Source organism: Ruminococcus sp. RTP21484sp1_RTP21277st1_D2_RTP21277_210401, assembly GCF_040924225.1.
Classification (GTDB): Bacteria; Bacillota; Clostridia; order Lachnospirales; family Lachnospiraceae; genus Blautia_A; species Blautia_A faecis.
In genome coordinates this window covers 40173-60028 of the sequence record NZ_JBCOMJ010000026.1, presented here as the reverse complement: position 1 = coordinate 60028, position 19856 = coordinate 40173, and the positions used below count along the sequence as shown (strand labels likewise).

Sequence of the window (19856 nt, the reverse complement as noted above, 5' to 3'; positions counted from 1 at the left end):
ATCTTGTGATAATTAAAAATTGAGACAGGTTTGTGATTTTTAGGAGATATTCTATAGAATATCAAAAGAAGGAGGCAAACCAATGAAAGAATACATTGTAGAGACAAGAAGCTTAAAAAAATACTATCAAATGGGTGAAAATACGGTAAAGGCATTGGATGGCGTAGATTTTTGTGTGAAAGATCAGGAATTCGTTGCTATTATCGGCAAAAGCGGATCCGGAAAAAGTACACTTTTGCATATGCTGGGTGGACTGGATGTGCCAACAGAAGGGGAAGTGTTGGTAGAGGGTAAGTGTCTTTTGGGGCTGAAAAAAGAACAGCTTGCCATATTCCGCAGAAGAAAGATCGGGTTTATTTTTCAAAATTATAATCTTGTCCCGGATCTTAATGTATATGAGAATGTCATTCTTCCGGTGGAACTGGATGGGAGAAAGGTTGATGTGGAGTATGTGGATGGGATACTGGAACTTTTAGGGCTGTCAGAGAAGAGGGAAGCTCTTCCTGGAACATTATCCGGTGGACAGCAGCAGAGGGCTGCGATTGCCAGGGCGCTTGCGGCGAAGCCCGCCATTATTCTGGCTGATGAACCAACGGGAAATCTGGATTCGGTTACCAGCCATGATGTACTTGGACTTTTGAAAATGGCAGCAAGACAGTTCAGCCAGACCTTGATCCTGATCACTCATGACAGAGACATTGCGCAGCTTGCAGATCGTATCGTACATATTGAGGACGGAAAGATTATAGGAGATACCAGGAAGGGAAGTGATTCCTATGCTTAAGAATCCGAATCAGAAAGTGATCAAAAGGATGGCAGGGAATGCTCTAAAAGTAAACAGGAGAAAGACCATTACTCTGTTCCTTGCGGTTCTTCTTTCTTCCTTTTTGGTATTCACAATGTTCACAGTTGGAGACTCTTATTTCAGGCTTCAGAAAATTCAAAATATCCGTATGTCAGGAGCTGAGTTTGATGCAATTATGTATGGAGTGACGGATGAACAGAAGCAAATGTGTGAGAACAACCCGGATATCGTTCTGACAGGTACGGCGGGAGTCTGTGGATGGGTAGAAAAAACAGATCAGGATTCCACACCTGATGTGGGACTGATCTGGGCAGATGATGGATATTGGACACAGATGATGGAGCCGGTCAGAGAAAAGCTGGAAGGAAGATATCCGACAGCTTTGGATGAGATAATGGTAACAAAATCTGCTTTAAAAGAATGTGGTTACGAAGATCTTGATGTAGGCGATACCCTTGCTATGTCTTATGGAACACATGAGGGAATCTTTACAGGGACTTTTCGAATCTGTGGGCTCTGGGACGGATATGGACCCAAGAAACAGTTTTATGTCTCGAAAGAATTCTATGATCAATCGGGATGGAAGCTTTCGCAGGCAGCTTCCGGTCGTTACTTTATGGATTTTAAGCAGAAAATAATGACAAAAACAGAGCAGAATGCTTTTATCGAAAGTATGAATCTTGGAAAGCAGCAGAATCTTTTCTTCATGGAAGATCTTGGCGCATCGGTTCAGATATTGGCAGGTCTTATTGGCTTGATTGCAGTTACCTGTTTGTGTGCGTATCTGCTTATTTATAATATTATGTATCTTTCCGTAGCTGGAAAAGTTCGTTATTATGGTCTGCTTCAGACGGTCGGAATGACAGAAAAGCAGATAAAAAGGATGATGAAGGAACAGATGCTTCTGATCGGATCTGCAGGGACAGTACTTGGATGTCTGTCAGGTGGGCTGGTATCCTTTTTCCTGATTCCTGTTGTTGTAAAATCACTTGGAATCAAAAGTGGCTATGTTGGAGCAGATATGGTTCGTTTTCATCCGGCAGTTCTGCTGGCAACCATCTTACTGGTTGGGGTTACCATCTTTCTGGCCAGCCAAAAACCGACAAAAATGGCAGCAGATATCTCTCCAATAGAAGCGCTTGGTTATCGTCCGACCCACAAAACCGTAAAAGAAAGAAAAGCAGGAAAGGGAAAAGTAATAGCAAGACTTTCCCTGGAGCAGGTTACAAAGGATAAGAAAAGAACTGCGGTGGTACTGTTGTCTTTGGCAGCCAGTCTGTCTGTGTATCTTTGTATTGTGACCATGCTGGACAGTCAGGCAGCAAGAACCATAGTGTCAAATTATATGGATACGGATATGGTTATTAAAAATGATACGGCATGCAAAGAAAAATCAGAAGACAGAAGAGATATTCTGGATGAAGCTTTCGTGAAGTCAATCAAAGAAAATGCCGGAGTCTCTGAAGTACATTCTATGACATTTGCCGAGATTACAGTTCCATGGGAACCGGATTTTGCTGAGATGTGGATGAAAGAATTTTATGCAAAGTGGATGAGTACTCCATATAGTAAGGACAAGGACGAGTATCAGAATCATCCTGAGAATTTTGGATCCTCTCTGATCGGAATTGATGAACAGGAATTTGATTATTTAAATAACAGTCTTGAGCATCCGATCAATAAAGAGGACTTCCTTTCGGGAAAAGCATGTATTGTTTATCGAAATGGTTTGGATTTCGCAGATGCTGACGTAATAGGAAAAAATGTGACATGTGCTTTGTATGAAGATCAACAAACGACAAAAACTTTTATCATAGAAGGAGTTACGGACGAGAATTATTATACGGCACTCCTTGGATACCCACCGACGATTATAGCCAGTGATCAGGTAGTGAAAACATTTGCCAATAATCCAATTATATTAAAGACCAGCATAAAATATCACAAAGAATATGATAGAGATACAGAGCAAGAAATCATGGCGTTATTAGAAGAAAATGGCAATGCAAAAGACTTTTCCTGGGAATCCAAAATCGAAGATGCAGATGAGATTGAAAAAGCACAGGGCAATATGCCGCAAGTGGGAATCGGGATTGTGTTGATTCTGGCTTTTATCGGAATCATGAACTACATGAACACCTTTGTAGTAAATGTGCAGAGCCGGATGACGGAGCTTTCGGTTATGGAGAGTATCGGGATGACCCCGAAGCAGCTTCTTGGAATGCTAGTCAGGGAAGGGGTTCTCTATGCAGGCGGCGCATGGCTTGTTACGCTAACAGTAGGAATGGGAGCAACGTATCTTCTTTATGAATCAATGAATTATCGTGGGATTGCGTTTTCAGTGCCATTACTTCCACTTTTATTTGCAGTGGGAATCAGTTTGCTGGTTTGTACTATGGTTCCGGTGCTTACCTGGAGTGTTTTGGAAAAGAATGGAACTGTTGTTGAGAGGATTAAAGGAGTTGAGTGATTTTGGATTTTAGATATAGATATAAAAAATGATTGACTAAAAACCGTAGTCACCATAATATATATAGGAGAGATGCCTGCGTAAGCGAAGTAAAAGTAGACGGGACAGCCTACTTCCTGATTGGGGGCAAATAATAGCCATTGAAGATTGACCGGTGCATTCCGATCCGCTGTCCATATTAAGAAATTAGGCGTCTGTGAAATAGCAGACGCTTTTCTTTTACATGAGAATAAGGAGAAAGCCCCACAGAATGGTGCAGTTTTGCTGGTTATGGCATTTTTGATTAGCCCGATGGGGCTGCCGCTGGCTGCGATCTGGCTGCTGGGCAAGGTACAGAGCTTGAAATTTGCGATCCAGGATTGGGTGTATGGGTAAATGATGTGAATATAATTTGGAATGAAAAGAAGCAGGACAATGGGAGATGAGACCCAATGCCCTGCTTCTTATTTTACTTGGTATGAACGGTAGAGTATTTCTGGTTTTTGCTTTTGGGTTTGTATGGAAACATCATTTCAAGTTTACCAGAAGATAATAAAGGCTTGAGGTAATATTTGCTGAAGTGAGAACGACTGGAAACATTAATATATGCTTGCATTTCATCTCGACTTTTAGGGTCTGCACAAAATTCCAATAGCAAGTTTTGCTTGCTGATCACAGATGTATCATGTGCTGTATCATGTGCGGCATCATGTACGGAAGCACCGCACATGATGTAGTTTACATTTTTCAAGATGACCCTGAAATCTGTTGCTGTCGAGAAAAATTCAGGTTTATATATTTCTGAATATCCTGGTAGTTTTTCAGTCTCACTAACGATTTTGCGCAGACCACTTCCACGGCGTTCCATGTACTTCATGCGGTGGAACATGTCAGCAATCACGAGGGTTCGTCGCATCGAACGAATACTGTAAATATCGTATTCCTGAATTGAGCCGCCGCCAAACATACCGCCAGGAGATGTGATTTCCACCCGATCATCAAACATATCAATATGGATTTCGCTGCCAAGCACAATATAATCACGATGGATAAGCGCATTGACAAGAGCCTCTGTCACAGCTCGTTCAGCATAATCCGGCTTGTCTACACGATACTGTGCCTTTTTGACAAAACGGACTTTGGAATTATTGCGAATAAATTCACTGCCACTGTTCAGTAAATAAATCAAATTTCCCTCGTATTCTTTATCGTCCAGCGCATCATCAAAGATAGAGCCTTTTTCCAAGCCATTCCACCGGGTACAGAACATACGGGAGTTATAAACCGTGTGCTGATCGGTCATGAGTTTTCCGGCATTGGTCAGGAGTCCATTTTTATCAGTCAAACCAAAGGAAACATAATCGGATGGCTCAAAGCGGAGACCGGTCCGTTCCAGATAGGTTGCTTCCAGAAGTGTAAAGCTGTAATCCTTTTTGCCGCGTCTGTTGTTAGGGTATCAAAGGACTGATTGGTTCCCTTTAAGATCAATTCATTCACAATGTAATCAGGGGCAATTACGCTTTCATTTCCAACACGGATATATGCCTCCATCACGCCGTCTGCCTTGTAATAATATGGGGTGCTGCGGCCGGGAGAAACCTCCAGAGCTAATAGATTTTTACCATCTTCCTGTAATGGTTTTAAGATAAACTGAGGTAATGGTGTGATACGTTCTTTGATTAAGCGACTGATCGCTTCAGCATCCTTTTGAACATCGGACAAGCCAATAGGTTTCCTGTCATCAGAGATTCCGAAAAAAAGAGTTCCGCCGATTCCATTAGAAAAGGCACTGACACTTTTTAACCAGCTTTTGGGTTTCTTTATTTCAAGTGCAACTTTGAAATCACATTCGGTTGCTTCTGCAATTAGCTGTTCTATCATAAAATCCCTCCTTTGAGGTATTGGTAGTTTCTTTATATTAATATTATACCCATAAGGAGAGTTTATTTCAACGATAGGCACAAAGAGTTCAGAGAAAATATTTTGAGAGGAGGGCTTTTTATGGCAACTACAAGAATCATGCCACTTCATGTCGGCAAAGGCCGCACAGAGAGTCGGGCGATCAGTGACATCATCGACTATGTGGCCAATCCAAAGAAAACAGATAACGGCAGGCTCATTACCGGCTATGCGTGTGACAGCCGGACTGCGGATGCGGAGTTCCTTCTGGCAAAGCGGCAGTACATTGCCGCTACCGGACGAGTGCGTGGCGCGGATGATGTGATTGCCTATCATGTGCGCCAGTCCTTCCGCCCCGGTGAGATTCCCCCGGAAGAAGCAAACCGGCTGGGCGTAGAATTTGCAAAGCGTTTTACTAAAGGCAATCATGCCTTTGTAGTCTGCACTCACATAGACAAGTCGCACATTCATAATCACATTATCTGGTCATCGGTCAGCTTAGAATATGACCGGAAGTTCCGAAACTTTTGGGACAGCACCAAGGCGGTTCGTCGGCTAAGTGACACCATCTGTATTGAGAATGGACTGTCAATTGTAGAGAATCCGAAACCTCACGGAAAGAGCTATAACAAATGGCTGGGCGATCAGGCAAAGCCCTCTCACCGAGAGCTGCTTCGTGTGGTGATTGACAACGCATTATCACAAAGTCCTGCTGACTTTGAAGAACTGCTGAAGCTGTTGCAAGAGTATGGTTGTGAAGTCTCAAAGCGCGGAAAATCGTATCGACTGAAGCTCTCTGGTTGGGAGAAAGCCGCCCGCATGGACAGTCTGGGCGAAGGATATGGATTGGAGGATTTGCAGTCAGTTCTCTCAGGGAAGAAAGCCCATACCCTACGAAAGAAAACAGTCACACAGACAGAGCCGCCGAAGGTCACAGTTCCTACGTGGTCACTGACCCGAAAGGCGATATCGTAATCGACTGCGGACAAGCCCTTTTGAAGAACGGATATAGTATCCGGCTGTGGAATGACCTTATTATATTGGTAAACAAGTATGATTGTTCTGGTTGTGGACCTGATTTAATAGGCGAATCATTGCTTAATAAATAAGAACGAAATATAATATAGCTTAGAGATGAACAGATACGACTAATATATCAAGGGGGTTCTTAACTTGCCAAAATTCAGCCCCAAGATATTGCAATCTGTGAGAAATTAGGAAAATCTTAATGTTTTCTCATGAAATAATAAGGATGTGCTGTGTTTGACTTTGATAATATAATAATATATACTCTTTGAAGGGAGAATGATTTCATGTCTAATAAAATATTAGTAGTCGATGACGAAACAGAAATTGCGGATTTAATAGAAGTCTATTTGAAAAACGAAAACTACACTGTATTCAAATTTTATACGGCCCAAGAAGCCCTTAACTGCATTGAAACAACCCCCATTGATCTTGCAATTTTGGATATTATGCTTCCTGACATAGATGGATTCACTCTATGCAAGAAAATCAGGGAACATCATACCTACCCCATCATCATGCTGACAGCCAAAGATGCTGAGACTGATAAAATTACCGGCCTTACTCTTGGAGCGGATGATTACATTACAAAGCCGTTTCGCCCTCTGGAGATGATTGCACGGGTAAAGTCTCAGCTTCGCCGGTATCAAAAGTACAATCCTGCTCATTCTGATACCGGTGCAACCTCGTCTGCCGCATCAGAAGATAATCTTGTTTGCGGTTCCTTGACAATGAATATCAAGGCACATACCTGCTTTTTGGGGGAAACGCCCTTGGTGCTGACACCTACGGAGTTTTCGATCCTGCGTATTCTTCTGGAAAATACCGGGAATGTAGTCAGTTCAGAAGATTTGTTTCACAAAATCTGGCAGGACGAGTATTACAGCAAATCCAACAACACCATCACCGTTCATATCCGCCACCTGCGGGAGAAAATGGGAGATAGCATGGACAAGCCCAGATTCATTAAGACGATATGGGGGGGAGGATATAAAATTGAAAGTTGATAAAAAAGACGAATACTTTGCTTTTCAATCAAAACTCATTCGACGAGTTTGCATGAATGTCATTACCTCTATCGTTGTGGTGGTGGGGCTGTATCTTTTCATCTGGAAACAGCGAATTGGCGATCTGATTGTATGGATTCTGGAAACCGTATTCGACATGAAGCATGAAGCAGCATTTTATTATTACAGTGACCATTTTCGAGGTAATAAAGAAATTTTTTTCGCTGTGGCCGTTCTTCTAATATTTACAGTCCTCATGGTACGAATTTTCCGGTGGGTTACCGGCTATTTCAGAGAGGTCAATCAAGGGATAGAGTCATTGCTGGCAGACGATGAAAAGCAAATCCAGTTGTCACCGGAAATGCTGCCATTTGAGCGGAAGCTAAACTCTGTAAAACAAACTTTAGCAGAACGAAAAATGGAAACCGCTTTGGCTGAACAGCGGAAAGACGAATTGGTTATGTACCTGGCCCATGATATTCGGACTCCACTCACATCTGTAATTGGATACCTCAATCTGTTGGAGGAAGATCCGAATATGCCCCCTGAGCAGAGGGCTGCGCGGGCTCATATCGTGTTGGAAAAAGCCTACCGACTGGAGACGATGGTAAATGAATTCTTTGAGATCACAAAATATAAATCTCAGAAAATCACCTTGTCCAAGGAAACCATCGACCTTTATTATATGCTGGTCCAACTATCGGATGAATTGTCTCCTGTTTTGGCTCCCAGGGGAAACACCGTTACCCTGCATCTTGACGAGAACTTGACCATCGAAGCCGATCCGGAAAAGCTGGCACGGGTATTCAACAACATTCTGAAAAATGCCGCATCGTATAGCTTCCCACATACCGAGATTGTGATCTCCGTAGAAAAATTGGAACATGAAGTCATCATTCGGTTTCAGAACAGCGGCGAAGATATTCCAAATGAGGCATTGGCGTCTCTTTTCGATAAATTCTACCGGGTAGATCAGTCTCGTTCCTCTGATACAGGCGGCACAGGGCTTGGATTAGCCATAGCAAAGGAGATCGTCACGCTGCATGGCGGGGCAATCAGCGCATCCAGCAAAAATCATGTGGTTACATTTACAGTCTCTTTGCCGTTATCAAATTAGCAATTTCTTTGCATTTTCTTAGGAGTCAATCAACTTCTTATTAAAACAATCCATGCTCTTGTCCAGTAGAATGATACTGACAGGAGCATGGATTTGCTCTTTTATGAAACAAATCACCGAAAGGAGCGAAATGATGGGAAGGATACTCCGCTGACTGTTACAGAACAGCATACACATGGAATCGACCTTCACCGCAATACGCCCGGCATTCCCCAAGGAATTGACGCGGCGGTGGCGGAAGGCCGGCTGGATTTGAAGGTCAAAAACAACACCGCCTACACATTTCAAATCCAGATTTCTGTTGACAAATATCATATGAGAGGGAAAGTGTTGTCCGATGCAAAGCTGCGGACCGCCGCTGGATAGAACATAAGTAAAATCTCCCCTTTACATTAGGATTTTCTTAGGAAATAAACAACTTCATATTAAAGTTTCAAGCGCCGCTGTTCAGTACAATAAATGCTGACAGGGGCGCTTTTGTTCCCCTTCAGAAAGGAGGCTTTATATGATGGAAGAAAAAATGCTGCCTGTTCCCAATGAAGGTCATCGCCGGAGGCAAAAGCAGCGGCGGAGGCGCTTTCCTTGGGGAAGTATTGCCACAGTCATTCTGGTCGTGGCTGTTTGTGTATATGCGTTCACATTGTTTGGAGATAAAGAATCGCCTGAAAATTCCCAAGTAAACGACATCACAACGCAGGGGCCTGATGATGTGCAAGTTGGCCTTTTGGATGAAAGCTCACCCCAAAACACGCAGACAGCAAATGATGACACCGACTGGAACTTGATGTTGGTAAACGATGAAAACGCGATCCCCGAAAACTACGAGCCAAAACTGGTAGAGGTGCCCGGCGGTGAGAAAGTAGATGAACGCATCTATGATCCTCTCATGGAGATGTTGGAAGCAGCAAAGGAAGGAAATTTGGATCAACTGCCTATGGTCGTATCCGGTTACCGCACGCAGAAAAAGCAGCAGCAGCTCTATGACGACAAAGTGGCTGGATACCGCAAAGAGGGAAATTCCCAGAGCGAAGCGGAGGAACTGGCAAAGCAATGGGTATCTGTTCCCGGATACAGTGAACATCAAATTGGTTTAGCAGTGGACATCAACGGAGCCATCTATGATCTTTATTTCTGGCTGCAAGAAAACAGCTACAAATACGGTTTTATTTTCCGTTACCCTGGAGATAAAACCGACATCACGGGCGTTGCCGAGGAAGTATGGCATTATCGGTATGTTGGCGTTGAGGCCGCCACAGAGATGTATGAAAAAGGGCTGTGCTTGGAGGAATATTTGGCAGAAAGGCAGGCAGAGCAATGAAAAGATTAAAAATCGCTGTTTTGTTTGGCGGCTGTTCCCCGGAATATAGCGTGTCCCTCCAGTCCGCAGCCGCTGTGCTTCAGAATATGGACAGCAGCAAGTATGAAGCGGTAATGGTCGGCATTCCTCGCACTCTGTCGTGTAATCATGGAAAAGTATTGATAAACGGCTACGAAGCACCAATAATTGGACACATCTGTATGGATCAAATGATAGTCGATATTACGGATTTACCAGATGTGAAAAGCGGTGATATTGCTATCTTCATAGGAAAATCAGGCCAGTATGAAATCACGGCCTATGACCTTGCAGAAGCAAGTGGGACAATTACCAACGAACTGTTAAGTCGCTTAGGTAGCCGCTTAAATAGAATGATAGTTTAACTTATGGAATGTAATTATCTGCCGCACGACGGCAAAAGAAAAAAAGCCGTCGTGCAGCAGTCGTTTTCCCGTGTCAAATTAAACACTCGACGGCTTTGAACAACAACCAAAGCCGTCGTTTTGTTTTTTGAAGGAGTGTGATATAAAGAGCGGCGGCCAGTAGAGGTAGTCGCCATGATAGCGGTATTTAGACAGGGCAATATGGCCTTTTCATCAAAAAAATCTTTGCTAATACCCTAACTTGTTCCGCTTCTTGGTCGGTATTATTATTCCGAAATATCGGTATTAACTTTACCTGTCAGCATTTTCGCACCAGTTTTCCTTTGTGGGAGACTGGTATTTTTTTGTGGACCTCAAATCAATTATGTCGGTGCCGTTCTCCGCCTCATTTCGGCTCACCCGTCAACTGGACCTGTGAACCGAAATGGAGGTACATAATGCAGAAAATCAATCTTCGGGAGCTGTATCCCGATATTTACAAAAAAGACACTTATCTGGAAGTAACCGATGAAGTGCAGGCGGTGTTCCTGGCCGACAAACGAGCGGAAGCACGCTACCTGCGCTAGATGTATAACTACAAAGCGCACTACTTCCTGGACTGCGACAATGGCATTGAGAAGGCTATTGTGCAGCACCCGCCGACCCCGGAAGAAATCCTGGAGGACAAGCAGCTCCGCGATCAGCTCTACGCTGCGGTGATGGAGCTGCCGGACAAGCAGGCCAAGTGGATTTATGCCCGGTTCTACTTAGGCATACCCTGGATTTTTCTGTATTCTCTGGGTGACATTTTGACTATAGACTGAAAAGCGCTTGAAAACTTTCCCTGGGTTTGGTAGCCTACCTGGGAAGCAATATCCGCGATAGTGTCATTTGTTTCCCGTAATAATTTCATAGCCTGACGCACTCGAAATTCCTTCATATAGGTGGCGATAGGCTGGCCGTAGACTGCCTTGAATATCTCCTTTAGAGTGGAGGTATTTATCAAATACTGTTTGGAAAGTTCTGCAATCGTAAATCGTTGATCCAAGTGCTCTGTCAACTGTTGATGAATTTCTTTTATCAATTCGGTTTGCTGGGAGAAGTATTGAGTCAATTCTTTATGTTCCGATTTCATGTTGCTCAAATAAATCAAAATTTCCAGCATCTTCAATTTCAAGAGGGAAATTCGAACGGACACAGGAGCAGAAAAGAGTGGGGCAAAAATGTGCTCTAAATCGGAACAGGACGGGATTGCGGATGGCTTTCCGGAGCAAAATCGATCCCGTAACTGGTCTGCCTCCACACCGGCATTCTTTAAAACTTCCGGGCAAATGGAAGAGAGCTGTTTCAGATCCACGGAAATGGAAATTCCCTCTGAATATCCTAGGGGAAACATCATGGCGGAATCCGCGCAGCAGGCCATACTGTGTGCTGTCACATCACCTGTACCTAAATAGACGGCAGTACCGCCTTGCATATTCCAACCCACGCGACCACTGCGACAATAGTAAATTTCTAAAACAGAATCCGAAGCATCATGCCGAAACTTGACCTCTGAAGCAAGAAAAACATTGAAGGATACCTCTATTCCAGGAAAAGTTTCATATGCCTCCATATACCCTTTTCCAGCGGTAACCGCTCGAAACTGTTCTCCAAAGAGTGTGGTACCCGTTCCACCAGCCCGGCAATGCTTCAAGGCGAGGGTGCCGTTTGGAATCTTTTGAAGTTTTTGAGCGATAACTTTGGATTCTTCTTTTTTCATGGCGTTCCTTTTTGTTTTTCTACTTGCGACGGACAGGCGATTTTTACAAGCCACTCAATCATGTGATGGAAATTTCGGGCCTGCTCGATAGTTTGTCCGTGGTCGTGGGGTAAGTGGTTCTGAACCATTTAGCACTCCTCCTTGAAGTCTATCTTATCATAGGCCGGAGGGAAAAGAAACTTTACTTCTGAGAGGTTTCTGGTTCAGGACCAGCGTCATGGGTGTAATCCAAGATATGGACACCATCGCCTACCTCTTTCTGCACCAGCTCCCGCATACGCTTAGCAAAAGGACAGGAGTAACCAATGGGAGTCCCTTTGCTGATGCAAGAAGCAAAAGCAATGGTGTCAGCGCCCTGTTCTACCAGAGAACGGGCCCGCAGTACCGCTTTTTTTCCGGGGCAGCCACCGCAGTTGATGAAGCCCACTAACTGAATATCATCCTCTCCCATAAAAGCGCCTTTTCTCTCTCGGATTGTCCGAAAATCCCGGCTTCCGGGGCAGTAATCCTCTGTCTGCATACAACGAATAATGCCAAGTTTCATATTGGTTTCCTCCTTGATTAATTTAGGGCCGATCATTCAAATTTGGCCGCTCCATTGTTTATTATTATGTAACCAGCTTTTCCAACAGTTGGAGAGCTTCCTCCAGTTTTGGGTTGGGCTCGTCCGTATGCAGTCCCTCTCGGACACAGCCACGTATATGGGCCCGCAAAATCTCTTGATTCACTCGCTTCAAAAGAGCCTGAGTTGCCAACAGCTGATTGGAAATGTCCACGCAGTAGCGATCCTCTTCAATCATTCGCAAAATGCCGTCCAGTTGTCCTCTGGCAATCTTAATGGAACGGGTTATGTGAGCCTTATCAGCCTTCATGGGGGATAATCTCTGTGACTTTGTAGCCCGCCTCGGTAACTGCCGCTTTTAGGGTTTCGTCGGTAACGGACTCCGGGACCTCAACAGTGGCCTTTTTGTCCTCTAGACTTACCTGGACATGGGACGCACCAGAGATACCCTCCAGGGCATGGGTAACATGCTTGACGCAGTTCTGGCACATCATTCCTTCGATCATCAGTTCTTTTTTCATAGTGGTTCCTCCATTCGATTGCTTTATTGTTGTTTGCTTGACGGAAATCTTCTGTACGGGAGATAGAACAAAGGGATAGTGAATACAAAGGACCAGATTACTCGACGGCGCATCGCCTCATATTCCTTTTTCGCCGTGTTCACCGGGGAGACAGTCTGTGCAGCTGATTTTCCCTTGACCTGCTGTAGGGATGCGCCATAGCCCGCCTTTTCTACAGCGGCGATAATCTGCCCACTGTTTACATTTTTGTCGTCGTAAGTTACCACCATGCTGTTTTTTAACAGATTGACATTGCACTCTTGCACACCGGTCAGTTTGGATACGCTTTTTTGTACCCTAGCCTGGCAGGCTGCACAAGTCATGCCTGTGACATTGTACTTTTCTTGCATATTTGAAACCTCCTTTTCTGGAAAGCGGAATACCAATACGGGGTATAGGTCTCTCCGGTTCTCAGTATAGTCCCGCAAGGAGGTTCTGTATTTCCCGTTCAGAAGAATTTTTGTCCCAAATGGAAGCGTTTCTGAAAATCGATCCGTCATAAACGCTGCAAGGGCATCCCTTCCAACTTCATGTGATATTGTTCCAGCACATCTTTCAGCGTGATCTCTTGCATTCTTTGTTCCGCTGTTTTTTGAATGTCCAAGTAAAAATCCCGCAGCACCAGTTGGATATTTACACCCACGCCACAGGCAGGATTGGTGTGGATGTCCTGATGGAGCAGGGGCTTGTTGCCCTCTACTGCCCGATAGACATCTAGCAGAGTGATTTTCTCCGGCTCACGAGCCAGAGCGGGTCGGGGATGCCCCTTCACGCTGACCAGCAGCCCTCCCTTCCGCAAGGCGGACATGAGCTGGCGTACATAGGCAGGATTCGTCTGAACGCTCTCTGCCAGCTTGTTACTGGTTAGGTCGCAGTCTGGGTACAGAGCGATAAAAGCCAGAATATGAACAGCATCGCTAAGGCGGGTGGGATATTTCATGGACTAATCTCCTTTTTTTTGATGTTATTTTTATTATAACAGCACATTGACAACAGCGCAAGAGGATGCTAAAATGATTTGAAGTAAGAATAAAAATAACACCCACTCGAAAGGAATGGTGACAATGAACTTCTATGATGATTTGGTCATGCAGACCCAGATGAATTATTCCAGGCACTATCCTATCTATGCTTCCGGCAGTACGCCTTATCAGCTGACTGACAAAAAGCCGCTGCCGTATAGCGAACAGATCCATCGTTTGGTACAGGAGGTAAAGGAAGCTGACTGTGTGGTAGTGGGCGGGGCCTCCGGTCTGTCCGCTGCCGGTGGCGGAGATTTTTACTACGAGGACAACGACTCCTACCGGAAATACTTCCGGCCTTTTGCGGAGAAGTACCACTTCAAAGGTGCTTTTGCAGGGATGATGCACCCCTGGAAGACAAGGGAAGAGTATTGGGGGTATCTCGCCACATTCCTTCACACCACCCAGACCGCACCTGTGCGTCATTCCTATTTGGATTTAGACGCTTTGTTGAAAGGCAAGGACTTCTTCATCCTCACTACCAATCAGGATACCCAGTTTGTCAAACTCTACCCGGAGGAGAAGGTGGCGGAGATCCAGGGAGATCACCGGTTCTTCCAGTGTGCCGCCTGCTGTACCGATGACACCTGGGATGCGGTAAAGCCAGTGGCTGATATGGTGGCCGCTATGGGGGATGGCACGAAGATTCCCACGGATCTCATTCCCCGGTGTCCGCACTGCGGTGGCGAGGCTTTCCCCTGGGTGCGAGGATATGGGAATTTCCTGCAAGGAAAGAAATATGAAGAACAGTACGAAAAAATTTCTCGCTACGTACTGGAACACAAAGACAGCAAAATTCTGTTCCTGGAGTTGGGCGTTGGTCGAATGACTCCCATGTTTATCCAAGAACCTTTCTGGAACATGACCCTCAGCTTTCCCCATGCTCGATATATTGCTGTCAACGACAAATATGACTTCCTGCCCAAGCAGTTGGAGGATAAGGGCATGACCATTGTGGCCGACATTGCTCAAGTGCTGCGGGATGCACGGAACACCATGGAAAGCGGAGATAACGATCAATGAGGGTTGGAAACCAAGCGGCGCTTCAGGAACTTGCCGAGCGTATTGCTCAAGCAGATGCCGTTGTGATCGGAGGCGGCTCCGGCCTGTCAAGCGCAGCTGGATACGACCACTACCATTGGTCCTCGGCACTTTCGGAGGCATTGGCTCCCTTTCGTGAACAGTATGGCTTTACCTCTCCGCTGGCTGGATTCTACCATTGCTTTTCCAGCTATGGAGAGCAGTGGGGATATTACAGTCAATATATCCGCTTCATGTGGGAAACCCCTACGGGGCAGCCCTATCTGGATCTGCAAACGCTTGTTGCAGATAAACCGGTCTTTGTGCTGACCACTAATGTCGATCAGCAGTTTTTTCGGGTATTTCCCCAGGAACAAATTTGCGCCTTTCAGGGAGACTTTAGCTACTGCCAGTGCAGCCAGCCCTGTCGGGATGATATTTGGGAAAACCGCGAACTGGTAAAGGAACTGACCGGTCGCTTGGTGGGTGTTCGCCTGCCGGAGGAAGCTGTTCCCCGTTGCCCGGATTGCGGGCGGGTGCTGGTGCCTTGGGTACGAGATGATACCTTTCTGGAGGGAACCTTCTGGCAGGATAACCTGCACCGCTACCATAGATTCCTGCGACGCTGGATAATGGATCAGTCCGACAAAAAAGTCCTGCTGTTGGAACTTGGCGTGGGTGAGATGACGCCCAGTATCATCAAACTGCCCTTCTGGGAACTTACTGCCAAAAACGAAAACGTCTTTTATGCATGTCTTAATCGAGAGGCATCTCATAGTCCGGAGCATCTGCGGGGACGCAGCCTGTATCTGCAAGGAGATTTGGCGGAAACTCTAGCTGCCCTCCGGCAGGTGCAATCCATCGCAGCAACCATAAAATAGAAAGGAGCGAACGAATATGATTGATTGGAACCCTGTTGCGGAAAAATTCAGAGAAGCGGACGCTATCCTGATCGGGGCCAGTAACGGCCTGTCCATCACCGAAGGACTGCATTTGTTTGCGGACAATGCGGTCTTTGAAAGACTCTTTGGAGATTTTAAACGGAAATACGACCTTGAGTGCATTTTGCAGGGCATGATGGCTGGATGGTCCAGAGAGGAGGAAAAGTGGGCCTTCTGGGCCCGGCTCATCCATCATTACTGCGGGCAGTACCAGCCTACGTCAGTGATGAACGATTTGAAGGCCATTGTGGGAGAGAAAGATTACTTTGTCGTCACATCAAACGGAGAAGGTCACTTTGAACTGTGTGGCTTCGATCCAACGAAAATCTATGAGATTGAGGGCAACTGGTTTACTATGCAGTGTGCCCGCCCTTGCCACGACACTCTCTATCCTAGTCTGGAAGTGGCCGAAAAATTATCGGCTGCCGAACAGGGCGGCCATGTGCCTACAGAGTTGGTGCCGCGCTGTCCCAAGTGCGGAGGTCCCATGGACATCCACATGGGCGCGGGTCAGAGAATGATTCCGGATACCGCTGCCCAGGCACGGTTCCAAAACTTTCTGAAAACCTACCACGGAAAGAAACTGGTGGTTCTGGAGCTGGGCATTGGCTGGCGTAATCAGCTGATCAAGGCTCCGATGATGCGCTTAGTGGCCAGCGAGCCAAATGCCACTTATGTGACCATCAATCTGGGGGAGATCTACATTGCGGACAATATCAAAGAGAAGTCCTTCGGACTGGACGGTCGGCTGGATGAGCTGCTGCCTGCTCTCCGGGAGGCGTGCGAGGCATGACGATTTCGGAGCAGGTTCAAAATGACTATACAAATGCATAAAAAGGTTAAAATCACCGTGCTGCGGACGGAATATTATCAGGAACTGGCAGAACAGTATGCAATTCCTAATTTGGGAAAGTGTCCTTTTCATCAGAAAGGTCAAGTGCTGTACAGCGATGGCATCAATCCCGTATCGAAAACGGAATGGATGTGGAACCTGACACATCAGGCTCATGCGCTTGGCATCCCTGTATTCATAAAGGATGATCTACTTCCTATCATGGGAGAGGCACAAATGGTACAGGAATTTCCCCCGGCTTTTTACCGGGTATTGGAGGAACAGAAGACATGGCAGAAGTAAAAGAGAGCAGCATTCTGATTCAGGATGTAGAAACCAGAAATATTATGACAAAATCCACCCTGCCGGTGGGCGGCTATTCCGTCAATCCTTATGTGGGCTGTACCCATGGCTGCAAATACTGCTATGCCTCGTTTATGAAGCGATTTACCGGGCACACCGAACCGTGGGGTACATTCCTGGATGTGAAACATTGGCCAGCAATCAAAAATCCACAAAGGTACAAAGGGCAGCGCATAGTCATCGGTTCTGTGACCGATGGCTATCTGCCCCAGGAGGCTCAGTTTCAAAACACCCGAAAGCTTCTTGAACAGCTCCGGGGCAGTGAGGCAGAAATTCTCATCTGTACCAAGTCAGACTTGGTAATCCGTGACATTGACCTTCTGAAAAAATTGGGAAAGGTCACGGTCTCTTGGTCGATCAATACATTGGACGAAGGCTTTAAAAATGATATGGACGATGCCGTCAGCATCAAGCGACGGCTGGATGCCATGAAGCAGATCTATGATGCGGGCATTCGCACCGTCTGCTTTATTGCCCCTGTCTTTCCGGGTATCACGGATTTCGAGGCTATCTTCCATCAGGTCAGAAATCAATGCGACCTGATATGGTTAGAAAATCTAAACTTGCGAGGCGGATTCAAAAAAGACATCATGGACTATATTTGTAAAAAATATCCTGACTTGGTTCCGCTGTACGACGCTATCTACAACAAGGAAGACAAAAGCTACTTCTGTGGTTTGGAGGATCAAGCGGAACGGCTGGCGCAAGAAAACAGCTGTCCCTTCGTGGACAACGAGCTGCCCTACGGCCGGGCAGAGTCTGGACACCCGGTCATTGTGAATTACTTTTACCATGAGGAAGTGCGTGGCTCGGAAAACAGCGGGCGACGCAATCCAAAAAAATAATTTGTAAAATAAATGGGTTCTGACATGGAGCTGTGCTTCAATGTCAGAACCTTTTTTAGCACTGTTTACCAATTCAGAAGTTTTCTTATCCCTCTTGGAAGGACTTGTACTCCGTCCATTGCTTTTCGATTTTCCTCGCTCTACAATACAGACGGAACGATTAAATAATTGGACCGTAAGCAAGCTATTTTTGCAAAGACTTCAAATGGAGGAGGTTTATATGGCATCTTTAATTTTACTCATTGTACTGGCGGTATACTGTATTTGGTTGCTGCGGCATATGGCGAAGCGGCGCAAAGAAAAGCATGGAAAATGTGTGGACTGTCCTTATCAGGGGACTGGAATGTGCCGATAAAAGCTGCATTTTGCCCAAACAGAAGAACTCTTTTCCCGAATAGCAGGATATGGGTTCAAACCGTTGACGAGGACGGTTTTCCTGCATATGCTGAAGATACAGTTAAATAATGATTTAATTGTTTGACACAAAATTAATACTCGGAGAGGAGATTTTCAAAATGAAAAAGACTTACAAAATCGATGTGGATTGCGCTAACTGCGCCAACCTGATGGAAGATGCCGCCCGCAAGACCAGCGGCGTACAGAGCGCTACGGTGAACTTTATGACCCTCAAGATGAACGTGGAGTTCGAGGAAGGTCAAGACCCCAAGACTGTTATGCAGGAGGTTCGCAAAGCCTGCAAGAAGGTGGAACCCGACTGTGAGATCTTTCTGTAAGCAGGCGAAAGGAAATGCCCTGTTGAGCGGCAGCTTGCAGGGCGTTCTTTCTCTTAGACAAATAAACGAATAAGCAATCGTGAAAGGGGTAAAACGAAATGCAGGAGTATATCATCAACGGTCTGCTGATCGTGGTGGCTCTGCTGGCCGTGATCCTTCAGATCATCGGCACGCGGTCCTCCGCCGGTATGACCAAAAAACAAAAAGTGATGTTGTGGCGGATTCTGACTGCTACGGTTCTACTGTTAATTTTGCAGGTCCTGGGCGCAGGCGCATTTGAAGTGTTTGGCGCGGCAGGCCGCTGGATACGTCTGGCTGTGTTCCTGGTGGATTATCTGGTCATTGGCTACGACATTCTGAAAAAAGCCGGAAAAGGTATCCGCAACGGTCAGGTGTTCGATGAGCACTTTTTGATGGCGGTGGCTACGCTGGGGGCTCTGGCACTGGCCGTATATGAAAACGGCGACTATCTGGAGGCCATCGCGGTGATGCTGTTCTACCAGGTGGGCGAATGGTTCCAGTCCTACGCCGTGGGCAAGAGCCGCCGGAACATCAGTGATCTGATGGATATCCGTCCTGATTATGCCAATATCGAACAGGATGGAAAACTGGAACAGGTAGACCCGGACGAAGTGGGTATCGGCACCATTATTGTGGTACAGCCCGGCGAGAAAGTTCCTATTGACGGTACCGTGGTGCAGGGAGAATCCACTCTGAACACTGCCGCTCTCACCGGTGAAAGTTTGCCCCGTGAGGTCAAGACTGGCGATGAGATCATCTCCGGCTGTATCAACATGACAGGTTTGCTCCATATCCAGACCACCAAGGAATTTGGTGAGTCCACTGTCTCCAAGATTCTGAATCTGGTGGAGAACGCCTCCTCCCGGAAGTCCAAGTCGGAGGACTTCATTTCCCGCTTTGCCAAGATCTACACTCCTGCGGTGTGCTATGCCGCGCTGGCGCTGGCTGTATTGCCGCCGCTGGTACGGATGTTTGCCATGGGGCTGGATGCAGGCTGGGAGACCTGGATCTATCGTGCGCTGACCTTCCTCGTTGCCAGTTGCCCCTGCGCTTTGGTCATTTCCATTCCTCTGTCCTTCTTTGCAGGAATTGGCGGAGCCAGTAAGGCGGGTGTTCTGGTGAAGGGGTCCAACTATCTGGAGACCCTGTCACAGGCTAAGATTGTAGTTTTTGACAAGACCGGCACACTGACTTAGGGCGTATTCCACCAG

Annotated in this window: 24 protein-coding genes and 3 pseudogenes; 18 read left to right on the top strand and 9 right to left on the bottom strand. The window is 46.1% G+C overall.

The genetic code is table 11. From position 1 onward, the window contains the following. Positions 1-82: 82 nt before the first annotated feature. The 3 genes and pseudogenes from AB5706_RS16375 to AB5706_RS16365 all read left to right on the top strand — a co-directional run. A complete protein-coding gene (locus AB5706_RS16375; RefSeq protein WP_173717174.1) occupies positions 83-784 on the top strand; it encodes an ABC transporter ATP-binding protein in 702 nt (233 codons plus the stop codon). Continuing rightward, positions 777-3275, top strand: coding sequence for an ABC transporter permease (locus AB5706_RS16370; protein WP_173717175.1), 2499 nt, complete (start codon positions 777-779; stop codon positions 3273-3275). The genes AB5706_RS16375 and AB5706_RS16370 overlap by 8 nt, the downstream gene beginning before the upstream one ends. Before the next feature lie 240 nt (positions 3276-3515). Continuing rightward, positions 3516-3650, top strand: a pseudogene (locus AB5706_RS16365) (CD1845 family protein); the annotation flags it as partial. 73 nt (positions 3651-3723) lie between these two features. On the opposite strand, the gene AB5706_RS23200 reads toward AB5706_RS16365, so the two are convergent. Then, entirely contained in the window at positions 3724-4500 is a 777-nt protein-coding gene (locus AB5706_RS23200) for an ATP-binding protein (RefSeq protein WP_330589464.1), read from the bottom strand. A gap of 95 nt (positions 4501-4595) precedes the next feature. Continuing rightward, positions 4596-5135 carry an AlbA family DNA-binding domain-containing protein gene (locus AB5706_RS23195; RefSeq protein ID WP_330589465.1) on the bottom strand — a complete coding sequence of 180 codons (540 nt, stop codon included), beginning with the start codon at positions 5133-5135 and terminating at the stop codon, positions 4596-4598. A 120-nt stretch (positions 5136-5255) separates the two neighbouring features. On the opposite strand from AB5706_RS23195, the pseudogene AB5706_RS16355 reads away from it, so the two are divergent. The 7 genes and pseudogenes from AB5706_RS16355 to AB5706_RS23190 form a co-directional block, all read left to right on the top strand. Further along, positions 5256-6092, top strand: a pseudogene (locus tag AB5706_RS16355) (relaxase/mobilization nuclease domain-containing protein); the annotation flags it as partial. A gap of 374 nt (positions 6093-6466) precedes the next feature. Further along, positions 6467-7186: a VanR-ABDEGLN family response regulator transcription factor gene (vanR, locus tag AB5706_RS16350; protein ID WP_173717176.1), complete on the top strand. Its 720-nt coding sequence runs from the start codon at positions 6467-6469 to the stop codon at positions 7184-7186. Then, positions 7170-8303 carry a sensor histidine kinase gene (locus tag AB5706_RS16345; protein WP_472515489.1) on the top strand — a complete coding sequence of 378 codons (1134 nt, stop codon included), beginning with the start codon at positions 7170-7172 and terminating at the stop codon, positions 8301-8303. Before vanR ends, AB5706_RS16345 begins: the two co-directional genes overlap by 17 nt. A 93-nt stretch (positions 8304-8396) precedes the next feature. After that, positions 8397-8669: a VanW family protein gene (locus AB5706_RS16340; protein WP_226815363.1), complete on the top strand. Its 273-nt coding sequence runs from the start codon at positions 8397-8399 to the stop codon at positions 8667-8669. Positions 8670-8808: 139 nt separating this feature from the next. Beyond that, a complete protein-coding gene (locus AB5706_RS16335) occupies positions 8809-9621 on the top strand; it encodes a M15 family metallopeptidase (protein WP_416385815.1) in 813 nt (270 codons plus the stop codon). Then, the gene (locus AB5706_RS16325) at positions 9618-10004 is read left to right on the top strand and encodes an alanine racemase C-terminal domain-containing protein (RefSeq protein WP_173771721.1); all 387 of its coding nucleotides are present in this window, start codon (positions 9618-9620) and stop codon (positions 10002-10004) included. Before AB5706_RS16335 ends, AB5706_RS16325 begins: the two co-directional genes overlap by 4 nt. A 437-nt stretch (positions 10005-10441) precedes the next feature. Next, positions 10442-10570 carry a hypothetical protein gene (locus tag AB5706_RS23190; RefSeq protein ID WP_330382755.1) on the top strand — a complete coding sequence of 43 codons (129 nt, stop codon included), beginning with the start codon at positions 10442-10444 and terminating at the stop codon, positions 10568-10570. A gap of 176 nt (positions 10571-10746) precedes the next feature. On the opposite strand, the gene AB5706_RS16315 is transcribed toward AB5706_RS23190, so the two are convergent. From AB5706_RS16315 to AB5706_RS16285, 7 genes are all read right to left on the bottom strand, one after another. Beyond that, positions 10747-11745 (bottom strand): helix-turn-helix domain-containing protein, encoded by a 999-nt coding sequence (locus tag AB5706_RS16315; protein WP_173771723.1) that lies wholly within the window; start codon positions 11743-11745, stop codon positions 10747-10749. Then, the gene (locus AB5706_RS16310; RefSeq protein ID WP_264293675.1) at positions 11742-11873 is read right to left on the bottom strand and encodes a hypothetical protein; all 132 of its coding nucleotides are present in this window, start codon (positions 11871-11873) and stop codon (positions 11742-11744) included. Before AB5706_RS16310 ends, AB5706_RS16315 begins: the two co-directional genes overlap by 4 nt. A gap of 53 nt (positions 11874-11926) precedes the next feature. Further along, complete coding sequence (locus AB5706_RS16305; protein WP_118582229.1) at positions 11927-12289, bottom strand: CGGC domain-containing protein; 363 nt, start codon at positions 12287-12289, stop codon at positions 11927-11929. A gap of 64 nt (positions 12290-12353) precedes the next feature. Next, positions 12354-12617 carry a metal-sensing transcriptional repressor gene (locus AB5706_RS16300; RefSeq protein ID WP_118582232.1) on the bottom strand — a complete coding sequence of 88 codons (264 nt, stop codon included), beginning with the start codon at positions 12615-12617 and terminating at the stop codon, positions 12354-12356. Further along, positions 12607-12828 (bottom strand): heavy-metal-associated domain-containing protein, encoded by a 222-nt coding sequence (locus AB5706_RS16295; RefSeq protein ID WP_118582235.1) that lies wholly within the window; start codon positions 12826-12828, stop codon positions 12607-12609. The genes AB5706_RS16300 and AB5706_RS16295 overlap by 11 nt, the downstream gene beginning before the upstream one ends. 23 nt (positions 12829-12851) lie before the next feature. Next, entirely contained in the window at positions 12852-13217 is a 366-nt protein-coding gene (locus AB5706_RS16290; protein WP_173771725.1) for a cation transporter, read from the bottom strand. Between the two features lie 146 nt (positions 13218-13363). Beyond that, positions 13364-13807 carry an Rrf2 family transcriptional regulator gene (locus AB5706_RS16285; protein WP_173771727.1) on the bottom strand — a complete coding sequence of 148 codons (444 nt, stop codon included), beginning with the start codon at positions 13805-13807 and terminating at the stop codon, positions 13364-13366. A 124-nt stretch (positions 13808-13931) separates the two neighbouring features. Here AB5706_RS16285 and AB5706_RS16280 point away from each other — a divergent pair, with 124 nt between their 5' ends. From AB5706_RS16280 to AB5706_RS23185, 8 genes and pseudogenes are all read left to right on the top strand, one after another. Further along, positions 13932-14912: an SIR2 family NAD-dependent protein deacylase gene (locus AB5706_RS16280; RefSeq protein ID WP_173771729.1), complete on the top strand. Its 981-nt coding sequence runs from the start codon at positions 13932-13934 to the stop codon at positions 14910-14912. Continuing rightward, positions 14909-15790 (top strand): SIR2 family NAD-dependent protein deacylase, encoded by an 882-nt coding sequence (locus AB5706_RS16275; protein ID WP_173771731.1) that lies wholly within the window; start codon positions 14909-14911, stop codon positions 15788-15790. Before AB5706_RS16280 ends, AB5706_RS16275 begins: the two co-directional genes overlap by 4 nt. Positions 15791-15806: 16 nt before the next feature. Then, positions 15807-16643, top strand: a complete 837-nt coding sequence (locus AB5706_RS16270) for an SIR2 family NAD-dependent protein deacylase (RefSeq protein WP_173771733.1) — start codon at positions 15807-15809, stop codon at positions 16641-16643. Positions 16644-16664: 21 nt separating this feature from the next. Then, on the top strand, positions 16665-16985 hold the full coding sequence (locus tag AB5706_RS16265) for a TIGR04076 family protein (protein WP_226815365.1): 321 nt from the start codon (positions 16665-16667) through the stop codon (positions 16983-16985). Then, positions 16973-17890: a radical SAM mobile pair protein B gene (locus AB5706_RS16260; RefSeq protein ID WP_173771735.1), complete on the top strand. Its 918-nt coding sequence runs from the start codon at positions 16973-16975 to the stop codon at positions 17888-17890. Before AB5706_RS16265 ends, AB5706_RS16260 begins: the two co-directional genes overlap by 13 nt. A 220-nt stretch (positions 17891-18110) precedes the next feature. Then, a complete protein-coding gene (locus AB5706_RS16255; protein ID WP_173716911.1) occupies positions 18111-18245 on the top strand; it encodes a FeoB-associated Cys-rich membrane protein in 135 nt (44 codons plus the stop codon). Positions 18246-18405: 160 nt separating this feature from the next. Further along, complete coding sequence (locus tag AB5706_RS16250) at positions 18406-18624, top strand: cation transporter (RefSeq protein WP_173716910.1); 219 nt, start codon at positions 18406-18408, stop codon at positions 18622-18624. Positions 18625-18722: 98 nt separating this feature from the next. Next, a pseudogene (locus AB5706_RS23185) lies at positions 18723-19838 on the top strand (HAD-IC family P-type ATPase); the annotation flags it as partial. Positions 19839-19856: the final 18 nt, after the last annotated feature.

What these genes read in the sequence shown, in the direction of transcription:
- AB5706_RS16375 (WP_173717174.1), top strand. Translation starts at nt 83, where the DNA reads ATGAAAGAATACATTGTAGAGACAAGAAGCTTAAAAAAATACTATCAA.
- AB5706_RS16370 (WP_173717175.1), top strand. Translation starts at nt 777, where the DNA reads ATGCTTAAGAATCCGAATCAGAAAGTGATCAAAAGGATGGCAGGGAAT.
- AB5706_RS23195 (WP_330589465.1), bottom strand. Translation starts at nt 5,135, where the DNA reads ATGATAGAACAGCTAATTGCAGAAGCAACCGAATGTGATTTCAAAGTT.
- vanR (WP_173717176.1), top strand. Translation starts at nt 6,467, where the DNA reads ATGTCTAATAAAATATTAGTAGTCGATGACGAAACAGAAATTGCGGAT.
- AB5706_RS16335 (WP_416385815.1), top strand. Translation starts at nt 8,809, where the DNA reads ATGATGGAAGAAAAAATGCTGCCTGTTCCCAATGAAGGTCATCGCCGG.
- AB5706_RS16325 (WP_173771721.1), top strand. Translation starts at nt 9,618, where the DNA reads ATGAAAAGATTAAAAATCGCTGTTTTGTTTGGCGGCTGTTCCCCGGAA.
- AB5706_RS23190 (WP_330382755.1), top strand. Translation starts at nt 10,442, where the DNA reads ATGCAGAAAATCAATCTTCGGGAGCTGTATCCCGATATTTACAAAAAA.
- AB5706_RS16315 (WP_173771723.1), bottom strand. Translation starts at nt 11,745, where the DNA reads ATGAAAAAAGAAGAATCCAAAGTTATCGCTCAAAAACTTCAAAAGATT.
- AB5706_RS16310 (WP_264293675.1), bottom strand. Translation starts at nt 11,873, where the DNA reads ATGGTTCAGAACCACTTACCCCACGACCACGGACAAACTATCGAGCAG.
- AB5706_RS16305 (WP_118582229.1), bottom strand. Translation starts at nt 12,289, where the DNA reads ATGAAACTTGGCATTATTCGTTGTATGCAGACAGAGGATTACTGCCCC.
- AB5706_RS16300 (WP_118582232.1), bottom strand. Translation starts at nt 12,617, where the DNA reads ATGAAGGCTGATAAGGCTCACATAACCCGTTCCATTAAGATTGCCAGA.
- AB5706_RS16295 (WP_118582235.1), bottom strand. Translation starts at nt 12,828, where the DNA reads ATGAAAAAAGAACTGATGATCGAAGGAATGATGTGCCAGAACTGCGTC.
- AB5706_RS16290 (WP_173771725.1), bottom strand. Translation starts at nt 13,217, where the DNA reads ATGCAAGAAAAGTACAATGTCACAGGCATGACTTGTGCAGCCTGCCAG.
- AB5706_RS16285 (WP_173771727.1), bottom strand. Translation starts at nt 13,807, where the DNA reads ATGAAATATCCCACCCGCCTTAGCGATGCTGTTCATATTCTGGCTTTT.
- AB5706_RS16280 (WP_173771729.1), top strand. Translation starts at nt 13,932, where the DNA reads ATGAACTTCTATGATGATTTGGTCATGCAGACCCAGATGAATTATTCC.
- AB5706_RS16275 (WP_173771731.1), top strand. Translation starts at nt 14,909, where the DNA reads ATGAGGGTTGGAAACCAAGCGGCGCTTCAGGAACTTGCCGAGCGTATT.
- AB5706_RS16270 (WP_173771733.1), top strand. Translation starts at nt 15,807, where the DNA reads ATGATTGATTGGAACCCTGTTGCGGAAAAATTCAGAGAAGCGGACGCT.
- AB5706_RS16265 (WP_226815365.1), top strand. Translation starts at nt 16,665, where the DNA reads ATGACTATACAAATGCATAAAAAGGTTAAAATCACCGTGCTGCGGACG.
- AB5706_RS16260 (WP_173771735.1), top strand. Translation starts at nt 16,973, where the DNA reads ATGGCAGAAGTAAAAGAGAGCAGCATTCTGATTCAGGATGTAGAAACC.
- AB5706_RS16255 (WP_173716911.1), top strand. Translation starts at nt 18,111, where the DNA reads ATGGCATCTTTAATTTTACTCATTGTACTGGCGGTATACTGTATTTGG.
- AB5706_RS16250 (WP_173716910.1), top strand. Translation starts at nt 18,406, where the DNA reads ATGAAAAAGACTTACAAAATCGATGTGGATTGCGCTAACTGCGCCAAC.